This is a genomic window from Streptomyces sp. NPDC048650, assembly GCF_043199095.1.
Taxonomy (GTDB): Bacteria; Actinomycetota; Actinomycetes; order Streptomycetales; family Streptomycetaceae; genus Streptomyces.
This window is the reverse complement of the sequence record NZ_JBICVM010000004.1, coordinates 91,203-104,185: the sequence shown is the minus strand read 5'-3', so window position 1 is coordinate 104,185 and position 12,983 is coordinate 91,203. Positions and strand designations below refer to the sequence as shown.

14 protein-coding genes are annotated in these 12,983 nt (G+C 72.2%); 6 read left to right on the top strand and 8 right to left on the bottom strand.

Annotated elements, in window-relative coordinates:
- Window positions 1–5: 5 nt before the first annotated feature.
- Both ACGFML_RS12885 and ACGFML_RS12880 read right to left on the bottom strand, forming a co-directional pair.
- Window positions 6–2,021: an ATP-binding protein gene (locus ACGFML_RS12885; RefSeq protein WP_393542931.1), complete on the bottom strand. Its 2,016-nt coding sequence runs from the start codon at window positions 2,019–2,021 to the stop codon at window positions 6–8.
- Between the two features lie 149 nt (window positions 2,022–2,170).
- Window positions 2,171–2,710: a gamma carbonic anhydrase family protein gene (locus ACGFML_RS12880; RefSeq protein ID WP_393542930.1), complete on the bottom strand. Its 540-nt coding sequence runs from the start codon at window positions 2,708–2,710 to the stop codon at window positions 2,171–2,173.
- Window positions 2,711–2,854: 144 nt separating this feature from the next.
- On the opposite strand from ACGFML_RS12880, the gene ACGFML_RS12875 reads away from it, so the two are divergent.
- A complete protein-coding gene (locus tag ACGFML_RS12875; RefSeq protein WP_393542928.1) occupies window positions 2,855–3,640 on the top strand; it encodes an acyltransferase in 786 nt (261 codons plus the stop codon).
- Between the two features lie 68 nt (window positions 3,641–3,708).
- Here ACGFML_RS12875 and ACGFML_RS12870 read toward each other — a convergent pair whose 3' ends face one another.
- Window positions 3,709–4,578 (bottom strand): EamA family transporter, encoded by an 870-nt coding sequence (locus tag ACGFML_RS12870; RefSeq protein WP_393542926.1) that lies wholly within the window; start codon window positions 4,576–4,578, stop codon window positions 3,709–3,711.
- 116 nt (window positions 4,579–4,694) lie between these two features.
- Between ACGFML_RS12870 and ACGFML_RS12865 the strand changes: the two genes are divergently transcribed.
- Complete coding sequence (locus ACGFML_RS12865) at window positions 4,695–5,267, top strand: helix-turn-helix domain-containing protein (protein ID WP_393542924.1); 573 nt, start codon at window positions 4,695–4,697, stop codon at window positions 5,265–5,267.
- Window positions 5,268–5,321: 54 nt separating this feature from the next.
- Window positions 5,322–5,879: a YbaK/EbsC family protein gene (locus ACGFML_RS12860; protein WP_393542922.1), complete on the top strand. Its 558-nt coding sequence runs from the start codon at window positions 5,322–5,324 to the stop codon at window positions 5,877–5,879.
- A gap of 25 nt (window positions 5,880–5,904) precedes the next feature.
- Here the strand turns inward: ACGFML_RS12860 and ACGFML_RS12855 are convergent, their stop codons facing one another.
- On the bottom strand, window positions 5,905–7,626 hold the full coding sequence (locus ACGFML_RS12855; protein WP_393542920.1) for a hypothetical protein: 1,722 nt from the start codon (window positions 7,624–7,626) through the stop codon (window positions 5,905–5,907).
- A 98-nt stretch (window positions 7,627–7,724) separates the two neighbouring features.
- On the opposite strand from ACGFML_RS12855, the gene ACGFML_RS12850 reads away from it, so the two are divergent.
- A complete protein-coding gene (locus tag ACGFML_RS12850; protein WP_393542918.1) occupies window positions 7,725–8,438 on the top strand; it encodes a TetR family transcriptional regulator in 714 nt (237 codons plus the stop codon).
- Between the two features lie 175 nt (window positions 8,439–8,613).
- Here the strand turns inward: ACGFML_RS12850 and ACGFML_RS12845 are convergent, their stop codons facing one another.
- Entirely contained in the window at window positions 8,614–9,093 is a 480-nt protein-coding gene (locus ACGFML_RS12845) for a DUF6194 family protein (protein WP_393543747.1), read from the bottom strand.
- A 32-nt stretch (window positions 9,094–9,125) separates the two neighbouring features.
- Between ACGFML_RS12845 and ACGFML_RS12840 the strand changes: the two genes are divergently transcribed.
- Entirely contained in the window at window positions 9,126–9,923 is a 798-nt protein-coding gene (locus ACGFML_RS12840) for a MerR family transcriptional regulator (protein WP_393543745.1), read from the top strand.
- On the opposite strand, the gene ACGFML_RS12835 is transcribed toward ACGFML_RS12840, so the two are convergent.
- The 3 genes from ACGFML_RS12835 to ACGFML_RS12825 form a co-directional block, all read right to left on the bottom strand.
- A complete protein-coding gene (locus ACGFML_RS12835) occupies window positions 9,883–10,425 on the bottom strand; it encodes a GNAT family N-acetyltransferase (protein WP_393542916.1) in 543 nt (180 codons plus the stop codon). The two genes, ACGFML_RS12840 and ACGFML_RS12835, sit on opposite strands and share 41 nt — an antisense overlap.
- Before the next feature lie 25 nt (window positions 10,426–10,450).
- Window positions 10,451–10,858, bottom strand: a complete 408-nt coding sequence (locus ACGFML_RS12830; RefSeq protein WP_393542915.1) for a CoA-binding protein — start codon at window positions 10,856–10,858, stop codon at window positions 10,451–10,453.
- Window positions 10,859–11,208: 350 nt separating this feature from the next.
- Window positions 11,209–11,994, bottom strand: a complete 786-nt coding sequence (locus tag ACGFML_RS12825) for a type VII secretion system-associated protein (protein ID WP_393542913.1) — start codon at window positions 11,992–11,994, stop codon at window positions 11,209–11,211.
- A gap of 245 nt (window positions 11,995–12,239) precedes the next feature.
- Here ACGFML_RS12825 and ACGFML_RS12820 point away from each other — a divergent pair, with 245 nt between their 5' ends.
- Window positions 12,240–12,866: a YigZ family protein gene (locus ACGFML_RS12820; protein WP_393542911.1), complete on the top strand. Its 627-nt coding sequence runs from the start codon at window positions 12,240–12,242 to the stop codon at window positions 12,864–12,866.
- Window positions 12,867–12,983: the final 117 nt, after the last annotated feature.

The window sequence follows — 12,983 nt, the reverse complement described above, 5'->3', positions numbered from 1 at the left end:
CGCTGTCAGGACCCCGTTCGCAGTCGGGAGAAGAGCGGGGCGGTCCGTACCCCGCCGCGCTGCCACCACCGGGCGCCCGCGCCGGTGCGCGCCGCCGCCCCCGCGGGCACCTCGCGGCGCAGGCCGGCCAGCAGACCGCGGGCGCCCGCGATGAACAGCGGATCGCCGACGAGCTTCTTGGCCGCCAGCGCCTTGCGGCAGGCGCGCAGTGCCGCTTCCGGTCGGCCGTGCGCGCGTTCGGTGAGGGCGCGGGCGTACAGGACGGTGGAGTAGAGCCAGAAGTCGCCGTCGCAGCGCCGGGACTCCCAGGCCCGGTGCGCGGCCGCGGCCGCCCCCTGTGCGTCCGGCACCGCCAGCGCGATGGCGAGCAGTGCCCAGCTGTGCGCCGGCCCGGGGCCGAACCATGGATCCCTCGACCGGTGCCCGGCCGCCTCCTCCAGGCACGCCACCGCCGTCCCGGTGTCCTGCCGGTGCAGCGCGAGAACGCCGTGGGCGTGCGCGACACGGGCCAGGCCGTCGGCGTCCGCGTGCATCACGGCCGCCTCCCATGCCTGGTCCAGCAGCGCCGCGGCGGCGGGGGAGTGCTCCTGGGCCGCGAGCCACCCGGCCAGCCACAGGGCTCGTGCGCGCAGCGGGGTGTCGCTGCGGGAAAGCAGCAGCAGCCGGTCCAGATGTGCCCGCCCCTCCCGGCGGAAGCCGCAGGCGCCCCAGCGGAACCAGAGCGAGACCGCGATCTCCAGCGCGCCGAGCGCGTCGTCCGCGTCCTGCGGCGGCCGGGTCAGCGCGGCGTCGAGGTGGTGTCGTTCGTCCTCGACGAGCCGGACGGCGATCTGTTGGTCGGGACCCTGCCAGGCGATCTGCGCCTCGGCCGCGAGCGCCGCGCACGCCTGCCGGAACCGGCGCAGTGCGGCGGCCTCCTCGCCCGCCTCGCGCAGCTGGGTCCGCCCGAAGTCCCGGGCACCGCGCGGGAGTCGGTAGCGCGGCGGCAGAGCGGCCGGGGTATCGGGCGGAGCGGCGGGCGGGATCCCGCTCCCGTCACCGGTGCGCTCCAGTACGGAGGCCAGCCGGAGCCGCTCCAGCGCCGCGTCGATCTCCGGCGCAGGAACGTCACTGCTGGCGCACACACAGCCCGCGAGCCAGGGGTCGAAGTCCCCGGGAAGCACCGAGAGTCGTGCCCACACCCGCCGGTCGGTGGGTGAGCAGAGCGCGTAGCCGGCGGCGTGTGCCGCGTAGAGCGAGGTGTGCCGCGCGGTCGACGCCGGTCCCGAGTAGTACAGCGGGCCGTCCGCGCCCACCCGTGCCGCCAGCTGTGGCAGGGACATCCGGTCCAGCTGGCGGGCGGCCAGCTCGATTGCCAGTGGCGATCCCTCCAGGGCTTCGCACACGGCCACGAGCAGCTCGGGAGCGGCTGCCCCGGTGCGCGCGGCCAGCAGGGCGACCGCCGGCCCCGCCACCCCCTCGTCCAGGGTCACCGGGAGCGGGCCGATCTCGACGATCCGCTCCCCGGGCAGCCCCAGCGAACGGCGCGACGTCGTCACGATCCGCAGCTCCGGCTCGGCCCGCAGCAGCCGCCGCACCAGCTGCGCGCATTCGTCGAGCACCGGGTCGCAGTCGTCCAGCAGCAGGGTCGCCCGGTGGCGGACGCAGTGTGCCGCGAGGGCCGCGATGACGCCGGGGCCGGGCGGCGCGGTCCGGGCGCCTGCGTCCGTGTGCGGGAACGGGGGAGTGGTGGTGTCCCGGCCTGCGGCGCGCGCCGGACCGGGAAGCTCCGCCGCGCGCCGCAGTGCTTCGGCGGGACCGCCGTCGGTAGGGCCGTCCCAGCAGCCGATCCGGATGACCCGGCCGCCGCGGCGCGCGTGGTGGGTGTCCAGCACGGCACGTGCCAGGACGCTCTTGCCCACCCCCGCCGCCCCGGTGAGGGTCACCGGGGCCGGGCCGTCCAGCAGCCCGGACACCTGCTCGTGCTCCACGGTCCGTCCCACCACCTCGGGCAGTGACCGGTGATCGGCCCACGCGCTCATCCGTCATCCCGTCCACGGCACAGCCCCGCGCCGTCGCTATGGACGTTCAACGATGCCAGAACCGACCGCCCTACAAACAGGCGAGTTCCCTTATCTATTGGGGGAAACGCGGTGGGGGAGCTTGACGCGACGGTCGGGACCCGGCCCGCTCAGCCCTCGGAGTCCGGGACCGATTCGCGGTGCCGCGCGGCCAGTTCGAGGTACATCGCGGCGTTCAGCTTGATCGTCTCGCGTTCCTCGTCGGTCAGCTGCCGCTTGACCTTTGCGGGGACCCCGGCGACGAGCGAACCGGGCGGCACCTGCATGCCCTGCGGGACCAGCGCCTGCGCCGCGACCAGGGAACCGGCGCCGATGTGGGCGCCGTTGAGGACCGTTGCGCCCATGCCGACCAGGACGTCGTCCTCGACGGTGCAGCCGTGCAGGACCGCGTTGTGGCCGACGGAGACCCGCTCGCCGACGGTCACCGGGAAGCCGGGGTCCACATGGACCGTGCAGTTGTCCTGGATGTTGCTGTCGGCGCCGAGCACGATCGGGCCGCAGTCGGCGCGCAGCACCGCGTGGTACCAGACGCTCGCCCCCGAGGCCATCGTGACGTCGCCGAGCACGACGGACGTGGGTGCCGTGAAGGCCGCCGGGTCGATCTTCGGCTCCTCGCCGGACACCCCGGAAATCACTGCCCGTCCTGCCATGTCGGTATCTCCTCGCCAGTGCTGTGCCGCGCCAACAGCACCGTAGACGACGGCCGCTCGGACGGGCAGGGGCGGCCGCCGGTGGGGCGAAGATCACAGCACACCGTGCGTCCGGTGGAGCGGAGCGCTGAGTACGGTGTGCGGGTGCCGACGAACCAGAACGTGTTCTCATCTCTCGCGGCCTGGCGGCGCCGGGCCGTATCGCGTGCCGTCCACCGGGGCGTGCGCTGGGTGAGGCGGGCGGCGGCCGTCACGGCCGAGCGCCCCGGTCCGTACCGCTTCCGGACGCTCGGCGGGGGCAGCCGGCTGGCCTTCCCGCAGGGCACGGTCTTCGGCGACCCGTGGATCGAGATCGGCGACCACTGCATCATCGCGCAGGACGTGACCCTGACGGCGGGGATGATGCCGGACCTCGATCTCGGCCCGGAGCCCATCCTCACCCTGGGCAATGGCGTCGTCCTGGGGCGCGGCAGCCATGTGATCGCGGATGTCCGGCTGACGATCGGTGACGACTGCTTCTTCGGCCCCGGGGTGTATGTCACCACCACCAACCACAGCTACGACGATCCCGAGGTGCCGGTCGGGAAGCAGTGGCCGCGCACCGAGCCGGTCAGCATCGGCGCCGGCAGCTGGATCGGGACCGGGGCGGTCATCCTGCCCGGCGCGCGGTTGGGCCGGAATGTGGTGGTCGCGGCCGGCGCGGTGGTCCGTGGCGAGGTGCCCGACCATGCGGTGGTCGCGGGCGCGCCCGCCAGGGTCGTCCGGAGCTGGGACCCCGAGGCGGGCTGGCAGCCGCCGCTGCGTACGCCCGCCCCGGTGCCGATTCCCGAGGGCGTCACCCCCGAGCAGCTGCTCGCGCTGCGGGGCTGGGTGGGCGAAGCGGCGGCCGAACCGGCCGGCCCGGCCGACGAGGCGTACGAGCGGTCCTGAGCCGCCGTCGGCCCCCTGACCGTCCGCCGTCGGCCCCTGAACGTCGGCCGTCCGCCGGCGGCGCGCCGTCAGCCGCCCGAGGCGAGCAGGACCGAGCCGACCAGCGCGAGCGAGGCGCCCGCCGCCTGGATGGCACGCAGCCGCTCCTTGAGCAGGCCGAGCGCGGCGAGCGCCGTGACGACGGGGTAGAGCGAGGCGAGGACGGCGGCGACGGTCACCGGGCCGTTCTGGGCGGCCAGGGCGTAGGTGCCGTTGGCGGCGACGTCGGCGATCCCGATGAAGGCCAGTGCGGGCAGCGAGCCGCGCAGCGACGCGAGGCCGCCCTCGGGCAGTGCGGGCGTGCCGCGCCGCACCGATGCGTACAGCGCGGCGCCGCCCACCGCGACATTGCACATCCGCTGGACGAACAGGGCGAGGAAGAGGCCGGTGACGGTCGTGGAGGCCTCCGCGATCAGTGACATCACCGCACCGAACCCGAGCGCCGAGACGAGTGTGAGCACGATCGTCTGGCGTGCCACGGATTCCCCGCTGAGCCGCGGTCCACCTGCCAGGAGGACGCCGATCACGGCGACGAACATGCCCGCGACCTGGAGCAGGCCCGGCCGTTCACCCGCCACGACACCGACGCCGAGGGGGACCAGGACGGTGCCGAGGGAGCCGAGCGGGGAGACGACGCCCATCGGCCCGAGCGCCAGCGCGCGGTAGAAGCAGAGCATGGCGGCGGGGCCGACGACACCGGCCGCGACCGCGAACCACAGCTGCGGACCGGCCTCCCGCCAGCCGCCGGTGGCCAGCACGATGGCGCCCAGCGCGACGGCGGCCAGGGTCTGCGAGACGACCACGACGGTCAGTGCGTTCAGTCGTCGGGTGAGCAGTCCTCCGCCGAAGTCGGCGAGCCCCCAGAGGAGGCTGGTGGCCAGGGCGAAGACCGCAGTCATGATGAAACCTCGCAGTACAGTGACGTGAACGCTGGAGTGCAGTACAGCGTAGTTCATTATGCTGGACTCCGGAATTCAATATATTTCACCTCGATCGCCTTCGACCTGGACGGACCGTGACGGATCTCGATCAGCTCACGCAGTCGCTCGCCCGCAATCTCAAGCACTGGCGGACCGAACGCGGCTACACCCTGGACGCGTTGGCGGCGCGGGCGGGGGTCAGCCGCGGCATGATCATCCAGATCGAGCAGGCCCGCACGAACCCGAGCGTGGGGACCACCGTCAAGATCGCCGACGCCCTGGGTGTCAGCATCACCACGCTCCTGGACTACGAACAGGGCCCGCAGGTGCGGATCGTCTCCCCCGGAGAGGCCGTGCGGATGTGGTCCACCGACGCCGGCAGCCACACCACGCTCCTGGTCGGTGCGGAGGCGCCCGGCCCCTTCGAGATGTGGGACTGGCGGTTGATGCCCGGCGACCACAGCGCCTCGGATCCACATCCCCCCGGCACCGTGGAGCTGATCCATGTGCGGGCCGGCAGGCTCACCCTCATCGTGGACGGCGAGGAGTACAAGGTGGACACCGGGGCCTCGGTGAGCTTCGAGGCCAAGGCGTCCCACGGTTACCGCAACGACGGGACGGATCCCGTCGAGATGACCATGTCGGTGATCATTCCGCTCGGGCGCTGACCCGAACGTGAGACGGGCCGCCGCCGGGCGGTCCGTGCCTGTTAGCTTGCCGTCATGCGCGTTCCCATGGATGCCTTCGACGATGTCCGCCCCGCCGCCGACTGCCTGGAACTGCTGGCCGGGCCGGTGGCCGCGGCGATCCGCGACTGGCGGGGATCCGTACCGGTGCACGAACTCCGCTACGTGGACACCGATCCGGCGATCGCGGACACCGAGCTCCTCGTCGAGCACTACGGCGGTTGGCTGCTGGAGCAGTCGGCCAACTGCGTCGTGGTGGCGGGCAAGCGGGGCGGCGAGGTCACCCTGGCCGCCTGTCTGGTCCTCTCGCACACCCGGGTCGACGTCAACGGCACCGTCCGTCGCCAACTGGGCGCTCGCAAGGCGTCGTTCGCGCCGATGGACACCGCGGTGGGCGACAGCAGCATGGAGTACGGCGGCATCACGCCGATCGGCCTGCCCGCCAACTGGCCGGTGCTGGTGGACGCCGCCGTCGCCGACATGCCCTACGCGCTGATCGGCAGCGGCAGCCGCCGTGGAAAACTCATCGTGCCGGGCAAGGCGCTGGCCGAACTCCCCGGCGCCACCGTCCTGGACGGGCTCGGCGTCGGGTGACGCCGGCGACCCCCGGTTTCCCGGGTCACCTCTCAAGGGCCTTCTTGCGGCGCAGCCACCACCAGGTCAGTCCACCGCCCGCTGCGGCCAGGGCCGCGGCGAGGGAAGCGATCGGCGCGGCAGGCGTGCCGGAGCCGGTGTCCGCGCGGTCGGCGTCCGGGCCGGTCTCGTCGTGGACGCGGACGATTCCGCCGTACGTGGAGATGTAGGCGGAGCCGTCGGGGCCGAGGGTGATGGGTGACCAATTGTTGTTGTAGGCGTCGCCGGTGCCGGTCAGGATGCGGAAGCGGGTTCTGCCGGTGCGCCAGTCGATGGCGGTGAGGTACCAGGCGTCGGTGCCTGTGCTGCGGGACGGCTTGGAGTAGGCGTACAGCAGTCCGTTGGCGCGGGACAGCTTGGTGACGACGGTGGGGGACTGCTCTTTGCTGGTCCAGCTGGTCCTGCAGCCGGTACCTGCCTTGTTGACCTCGATCTTGGTGATGCCGCCGGTGATGCTCCTGCCGCCCTCGGTGGTCCTGGTCGACGTGCAGCCGTAGTCGTTCTCCACCGAGAAGCCGTTTCCCCAGGCGGTCAGCGAGTTCTCGGTGGCGCTCGCGCCGCGCCGGAAGACGGGGACGGAGCAGACCAGGCGGTCACCCTTGATGCGGTTGCCGCGCTGGTAGACCAGGACGTGCATGCGCGGGTCGGCGTTGTCGGTGATGCCGACGTAGGTGTTGCCCAGCAGTGCGGGGGTGGCACCGGTGCCCTGGTTGATCTGGCCGGGCTTGGGTCGGTTGCCGCGGTCGTACCTCTCGCGCCACGTGATCCGGGGTGTGCCGTCCGACTCGGCCCGCATCTTGTACAGGGCGTGGTCGGTGGCGATGAAGGCACCATCGGGGCCGGTGGAGAAGGAGTTCTCGATCCGCTCGCCGGCCAGGTCGACGGTCTTGACCGTGCCGGTGTCAGGGTTGAGGGTGCCGACGCGGCCGTGGTCGCTCACCCACCACATCAGCCCGTCGTAGTCCGCCTGGACCGCGGTCACCGGGTCGCACTCGCCCTTCGGATCCGGGTCGGTGGCGGTGGCGCAGGCGTGCGGCAGGTACGGGCGCAGGCTCCAGTCGTCGACCTTCTCGAACCCCCAGCGCCCCGAGTTCGTGCGCTGCACCTTCAGTCGCCGGATGTGCTGGTCGGCGCCGGCGATGACGATCCGGTCCTGGTTGTCCAGGTAGTAGTAGGAGCCCGAGGTGTCGGAAAACATCAGGGCGGGATTGCGGGTCGCGGCTGCCTCGTAGGTGGAGGGCCTTACCGGGAGCCGGTACGAAGCCAGGTCCTCGAGGGTGTCGGGATCTTCCAGCCGCGGGGTCGGCCGGTGCGAGGCGCCGCCGCAGTTGAGGACCATCAGTCCGTTGTGCAGGAAGGTGGCCGTGGCGCACTGGGCCGGCTCCTTGGGATCGGTGACTTTGCCGGCTCCGGTCACCTGAGGGTGGTGTCCCAACGGGCCGCGCTGGGGCTGGGTGTTGCTGGCGTAGCTGTCGCCGTGCATGGCGCTGAGCCCGTCCGGTGCCATGTGGCGGTTGCGGACCGCGCTGCCTGGGACCGGTCGGGGGTCGGCGGGACGGCCGGTGAAGTGGGGTACCTCGCCCGTGCCGGGGCCGGTCGGGAGGGGCGTGGCCTGTGCCGGGCCGACGCCGGCCGACGTCAGCGCGGCGGCCGCGGCGAACGCGACGGCCGGTATCGCCACGCGGCGCGGCTTCGTGGTGCGGGGCATCTCTGGGGTCCTTCCCTTGCCTCGGGAGACGCGACAGGCTCATTGAGGCACCCATTAAGGCGCCTGCCTTATTAAGTTAGGTGCCTTACTATGGACCCATGACCAGAGGGAGCACAACGCGCGAGCTCATGGCGGAGGTGGCCCTGCGGATGTTCGCCGAGCGGGGCATCGACGCCGTCTCGCTCCGGGAGATCACCGCCGCGTCGGGCCAGCGCAACAAATCAGCGGCCCAGTACCACTTCGGCAGCAAGGAACACCTGGTCCGCGAGATCTTCGAGCGGCACACCGGACGCGTGAACACCCACCGCCACGGTCTGCTGGCCGCCCTGTACGAGCACGGCGGGGAGCCTGCGCTGGACGAACTGGTCGACACGCTCATTCGCCCGCTGGCCGAGACGGTCGACGAGAACAGCCACTACGCGCGCTTCCTCGCCCAGGTGTCGACGACCCCCTGGATCGGCACCCTCGTCCACGCCGACCCCACGGCAACACGGAGCGTGCAGACCGTGTTCACCGCCATGGCCCGGCTCCTGGACGACCTCCCGGAGTCCGTCCTGCGCACCCGCCTGGCGCTGAGCATGATGCTCACCGTCCGTGCGCTGGCCGCATGCGAGCACAGCATGGAATCCGACAGGCCCGACGGTACGCGGCGCGTGGCGCTGCTCACCGCAAACCTCGTCGACAGCACCGTCGGCATACTGCGCGCCCCCGTTTCCGACGCGACGAGGAAACTCCTCCCCAAGACCTCGAAGCCGATCACCGACGACGGCTGGCCCTGGCACCTGCTCCTGGACGCGGAAGCCGGAGTCTGACGCTGCCGCACCTCCCCCCCCAAGCCTCCCGGAGGTCCATGGGTGTCCACCCGGCGACGCGGGGGCGGCATACCTCCGTGCCGCCCCCGCGTCGCTGTGCTGCAGCCTGGCCGCGAGGCGTGCGCACCGGGTCGAGTACGCGCCGAGGGCCAGGTCCGCCTGGTCCGGAACGGTGTCAGACGTCCTCCGGTGAGCCTCCCGGCTCGTGTCGCCGTGCGAACCGGGCACGAGCCGCTTCGTGGGCGCCGCGCAGAAGCTGCACCACCGTGTCCGTCGTCCTCTCGCCGGGATTGACGACCGCGATCCAGCCGAGTGCGCCGTAGAGCGGGTGCGGGATCACACGGTCGGCGGCCGCGGGGTCGCGGGGTCGGGTGAGGTGGTGTGGCTCCTCCCCCGTGAGCTCCCGGAACGTCGCACGGTCGACATGGATGTTCACCCGCCACCGGCCCGGAGCGTCCAGGTCACAAGCGTCGTCGTCGGGATAGTCCTTGGTGACGATCGTTCCGTAAGGCTGGACGTGCTGAGGCATCTGGCCGTCGGGGGCGTAGTAGAAGAAGGCGTCTCCCCAGGTGAGCTCGGGGAAGTCGTCGCCCGGCTCCGGGGCGACTACGAGCGCGCCGTCGAATCCGCGCACGGATGCGGTGATCTGTTCCATACTCATGGTTCAAGCATCACCTTCAAGTGCTTATGTGGGGTCGGCTGATGGGCGAGCTGGTGGACGGTGCGCCACGCGGGATGCTCCGCACCGTCGATGTCGCCGGAGAGTCGGGCTACTCGGTGCAACAGGTGCGCGACCTGGAGCGACTGGGGGTCATTCCCGCAGCCGCTCGATCGCGCAACGGCTACCGCTCCTACACGGCGATCCATGTGCAGGCCCTTCGCGCCTACCGGGGGCTCGCCGGCGCCGTGGGGCCCGTCGAAGCCCGGCGAATGCTCGCGGAGCTGCGAACGGAGACGATTGCGGAGGCAGCTTCGGCGATCAACGCGGTCCATGTCCGGCTCGCTCGGGAGCGGGAGGAGGTTCTGCGCGCTCAGCGCGCGTTGCGGGCGATCCAGGCCGAAGCGAGCACAACCGAGTTCGAGCACGGGAGCGACGCGATGACGATCACGGAGCTCGCCGGAGCGCTCCAGGTGCGCCCCTCGACCCTGCGGTTCTGGGAACAGGAAGGGCTCGTCACCCCCGAGCGAGTGACGTCACTGCGCGCACGTCGCTACGGTCTGCCGGCCATCAGCGCGGCACGCATCGTGGTGGCTCTCCGCGGCGCCGGCTACAGCATTCCCGCAGTGCGCGAAACCATGGACTCCCTGCACCGGCTCGACGGCCTGGGGGAGACGCAACGCATCCTCCGGCAACGGCTCGACCAGATCGCCACACGAACCGTGGTCCTGCTCCGAGCGGGCACGGACCTCGCCGCCGTCGTCGCGTCCGCCCAGGAGTCGGCGGTCACCGACCCGGCGAACCCTCCCGGTCGGGGCGCCGGCTGAGCCCTGTCGTCTTCCCGGCCCCCGCGCGCAAGCGCAGATCCAGCGACAGTGGCGTGGAGTGCTCGGTGAAGCCAAGGCTCCGGTAGAGCGGTTCGGCGTCGTCCGTGGCATGCAGATCGACCCGGGTGACGCCGCGCTGTGCGAAATGGGTCAGCAACGCCTCGGTCGTGGCCCGCGCACAGCCGCGGCCCCGATAGCGCGGGTCCGTACAGACGTTGAAGATGAAGGCGAACCGCCCCGTCGGATGTCCGGGCGCGGGCAGCCGTTCCTCGATCCGCCCGACCGCGCACGCCGCCAGATGCGGCGCCCCGGACGCATCGCCGTCCACCACGTAAGCGACCAGCGGCGCGTCCGCTCCGGCCAGCTGCCGACGCGCCACGGCCTCCGCCTCCAGCTCCCAACCGCCGGGCTCGTCAAGGCCGTTCATGGCGCAGAACATCAGGCGACGCAGCCGTACGAGCTCGGCGGCGTCCTCGGCGAGGGCGGCACGCGGCGTGATCATGCAGGGACGCTAACGCAGCCGCCGCTCAGCCCAAACGGGGTATCTCAATGGCCGGACAGCGGTCCATCACCATGTCCCGGCCGGAGTCGTGCACCCGGTCCCACGCCGCCTCGTCGACCACGCCGAGCTGGAACCACACGGCCTTCGCCCCGATCGCCACCGCTTCGTCGGCGATGCCCCCGGCCAGCTCGCTGTTGACGAACACATCGACCACATCGACCGGGAAGGGAACGGCCGCGAGTGAGGGGTATCCCTGCTCGCCGTGGACCGTCTCGGCCTTGGGATGCACCGGCACGATGCGTTTGCCGTACCGCTGCAGGACCTCTGCGACGCCGTACGCCGCGCGCTGTTCGTTGTGGGACAGGCCCACGACGGCCCAGGTGTCGCCGAGCTCGGTGAGAATTCTCCGGATCGTGTCGCGGTCGCCGTACACGCACTGCCTCCTGCGGATGGAACGCCTCGGACGAGAAGCGTCTCGTGTGACCAACGGCCACCGACCGCCGGAGATTCCCGCCGCGGGGGCGGGGATTCCGATCAGGACGGGGAATCCGAGCAGTGAGGTCGACCAGGCTGCAGCGGGTCGGTGAACGGGGCGGGAAACGCGGCCGGGGCGGAACGAACCGAGGCCACCGGGCAGGGCGGCGAGCCCTCCGGGCCGCACACGCATACACACACGCACACGCATACACACCCATACACACCCATACACATACGCATACGCACACACACGCAGACGCCCCGCCCGAAGGGGAAGGCGGGCGGGGCGAGTCCATACGCGCAGGGTCAGTTGGCGCCGCCGACCACCCCGGCACCGACGACCGAACCGTCGTTCGCGGTCCGGGCCGGCTTGCCGATCGCCGCACCGCCGCTCACCGGCTCGATCCCGACGGCCGCCGTACCGGGGCGCAGCGCACCCGCGACGGCCGGCTCGCGCGCCTCGTCCGCCTGCTGCCCGGTCCCGGTACCGGCCGCCTCGATCGCCGCCCGCAGCGGCTCGGTCTCCACCAGCATGCTCACCGGCCCGGTCGGGTTCAGGTACAGGGCATGCCCCGGCGGCAGCTGCTCGACGAGCTCGGCCACCGGCCGTCGGTCGTACAGCAGCCGTCCCACGGACTCGAGGTAGCCCGGGGAGGTGTAGACGGGAATGACCGGGGTGCCCTCAGGCGAGGCCGCGGCCAGCGGTGTGCCGGTCGTGGTCACCAGGACCGACACCTCCGCACGGGCCAGCGTCGTGTGGACGTCCCCGGCCGGGCCGTACCCGGTGGCGGCGAGCTGGACCGCGAGGTCGACGGGGTCGGCCGGGTCCGGCCAGTCCAGTGCCTGGGGTGAGGGCCGGTACTCGGGGTTGTCCCGCCACTCCTCGATCTCGCCGGTCGGGCCCGACCGCCACTGGCCGATCAGCGCCCACAGGGGCGGCGCCCCCTCGCCCTGCCAGGTCAGGTCGACCATGGCCAACCAGTGATCGGGTGCGGTGCGCGCCGCCTCGACGACCTCCGGCGGCGGCTCGGGCATCTCGTCGCCCGTCACCGGAACGCCTGCCGTCATCGCCGACTGTGTGCTCTTGTCCATGAAGCCCTCCGCCAACCCGCCGTTCCGTTCCTGCGTGCACGGGCGGGCCCCGAAATCACAAAGGCCTGCGCCCTGTGCTCACCCTGCCCACGGCCGGGGCGGTCGTCCTCCCGACGCACCGTAGGGAGCCCAGGGGTACGCCGCCTGGCCGTGCGACCTGCGTCCGTACGGCGGACACCGCAGCGCGGCGCGGCCCGGGGAGCGGCCGGTGTCCGCGGCTCGGCGGCGCCGCATAGGCTGGTGCGATGCAGGAGCAGTACCGGACGCTCGCGCACGAGGGTGTCCACGAGATCGAGATCAACAAGTCCCGCTTCCTCTGTGCGCTCGCGCCCGTCGCGAGCGAAACCGAGGCCCAGGACTTCATCGCGCGTATCCGCAAGGAGCACCCCGGCGCCCGGCATCACTGCTTCGCCTACGTCCTCGGCGCCGACGGCGGTGTCCAGAAGGCCAGCGACGACGGCGAGCCGGGCGGCACGGCGGGCGTGCCCATGCTGCAGATGCTGGTGCGGCGCGAGGTGCGCTATGTGGTCGCCGTGGTCACCCGGTACTTCGGCGGCGTCAAGCTCGGTGCCGGCGGGCTGATCCGCGCCTACGGCGGTGTCGTGGGCGAGGCGCTGGACACGCTGGGCACCGTCGTCCGGCGGCGCTACCGGCTGGTCAGCATCAGCGTCGACCACCAGCGCGCCGGCCGGGTCGAGAACGACCTGCGCACGACGGGGCGGGCGGTGCGCGAGGTGACGTACGGGGCCGAGGTGACCATCCAGGTCGGGCTGCCGGAAGCCGAGCTGGACGCCTTTCGCGCGTGGCTGGCCGACGCCACTGCCGGTACGGCGGTGCTGGAGCTCGGCAGCGAGGCGTACGGGGAGCTGTGAGGGACGAGCGGCCCCGGTGATGCGGGCCGCGAGGAATTCCCGTCCCGACCGGTGCGCGGCGGCCGCCGGACATGCCAGCCTGTGGCGCGGCGGGCACGGCCGCGACCGGGTGGCGGT

Excerpts from the sequence above, each read along its gene's own strand:
- ACGFML_RS12885 (WP_393542931.1), bottom strand. The coding sequence starts at position 2,021 with ATGAGCGCGTGGGCCGATCACCGGTCACTGCCCGAGGTGGTGGGACGG.
- ACGFML_RS12880 (WP_393542930.1), bottom strand. The coding sequence starts at position 2,710 with ATGGCAGGACGGGCAGTGATTTCCGGGGTGTCCGGCGAGGAGCCGAAG.
- ACGFML_RS12870 (WP_393542926.1), bottom strand. The coding sequence starts at position 4,578 with ATGACTGCGGTCTTCGCCCTGGCCACCAGCCTCCTCTGGGGGCTCGCC.
- ACGFML_RS12860 (WP_393542922.1), top strand. The coding sequence starts at position 5,322 with ATGCGCGTTCCCATGGATGCCTTCGACGATGTCCGCCCCGCCGCCGAC.
- ACGFML_RS12855 (WP_393542920.1), bottom strand. The coding sequence starts at position 7,626 with ATGCCCCGCACCACGAAGCCGCGCCGCGTGGCGATACCGGCCGTCGCG.
- ACGFML_RS12850 (WP_393542918.1), top strand. The coding sequence starts at position 7,725 with ATGACCAGAGGGAGCACAACGCGCGAGCTCATGGCGGAGGTGGCCCTG.
- ACGFML_RS12845 (WP_393543747.1), bottom strand. The coding sequence starts at position 9,093 with ATGGAACAGATCACCGCATCCGTGCGCGGATTCGACGGCGCGCTCGTA.
- ACGFML_RS12840 (WP_393543745.1), top strand. The coding sequence starts at position 9,126 with ATGTGGGGTCGGCTGATGGGCGAGCTGGTGGACGGTGCGCCACGCGGG.
- ACGFML_RS12835 (WP_393542916.1), bottom strand. The coding sequence starts at position 10,425 with ATGATCACGCCGCGTGCCGCCCTCGCCGAGGACGCCGCCGAGCTCGTA.
- ACGFML_RS12825 (WP_393542913.1), bottom strand. The coding sequence starts at position 11,994 with ATGGACAAGAGCACACAGTCGGCGATGACGGCAGGCGTTCCGGTGACG.
- ACGFML_RS12820 (WP_393542911.1), top strand. The coding sequence starts at position 12,240 with ATGCAGGAGCAGTACCGGACGCTCGCGCACGAGGGTGTCCACGAGATC.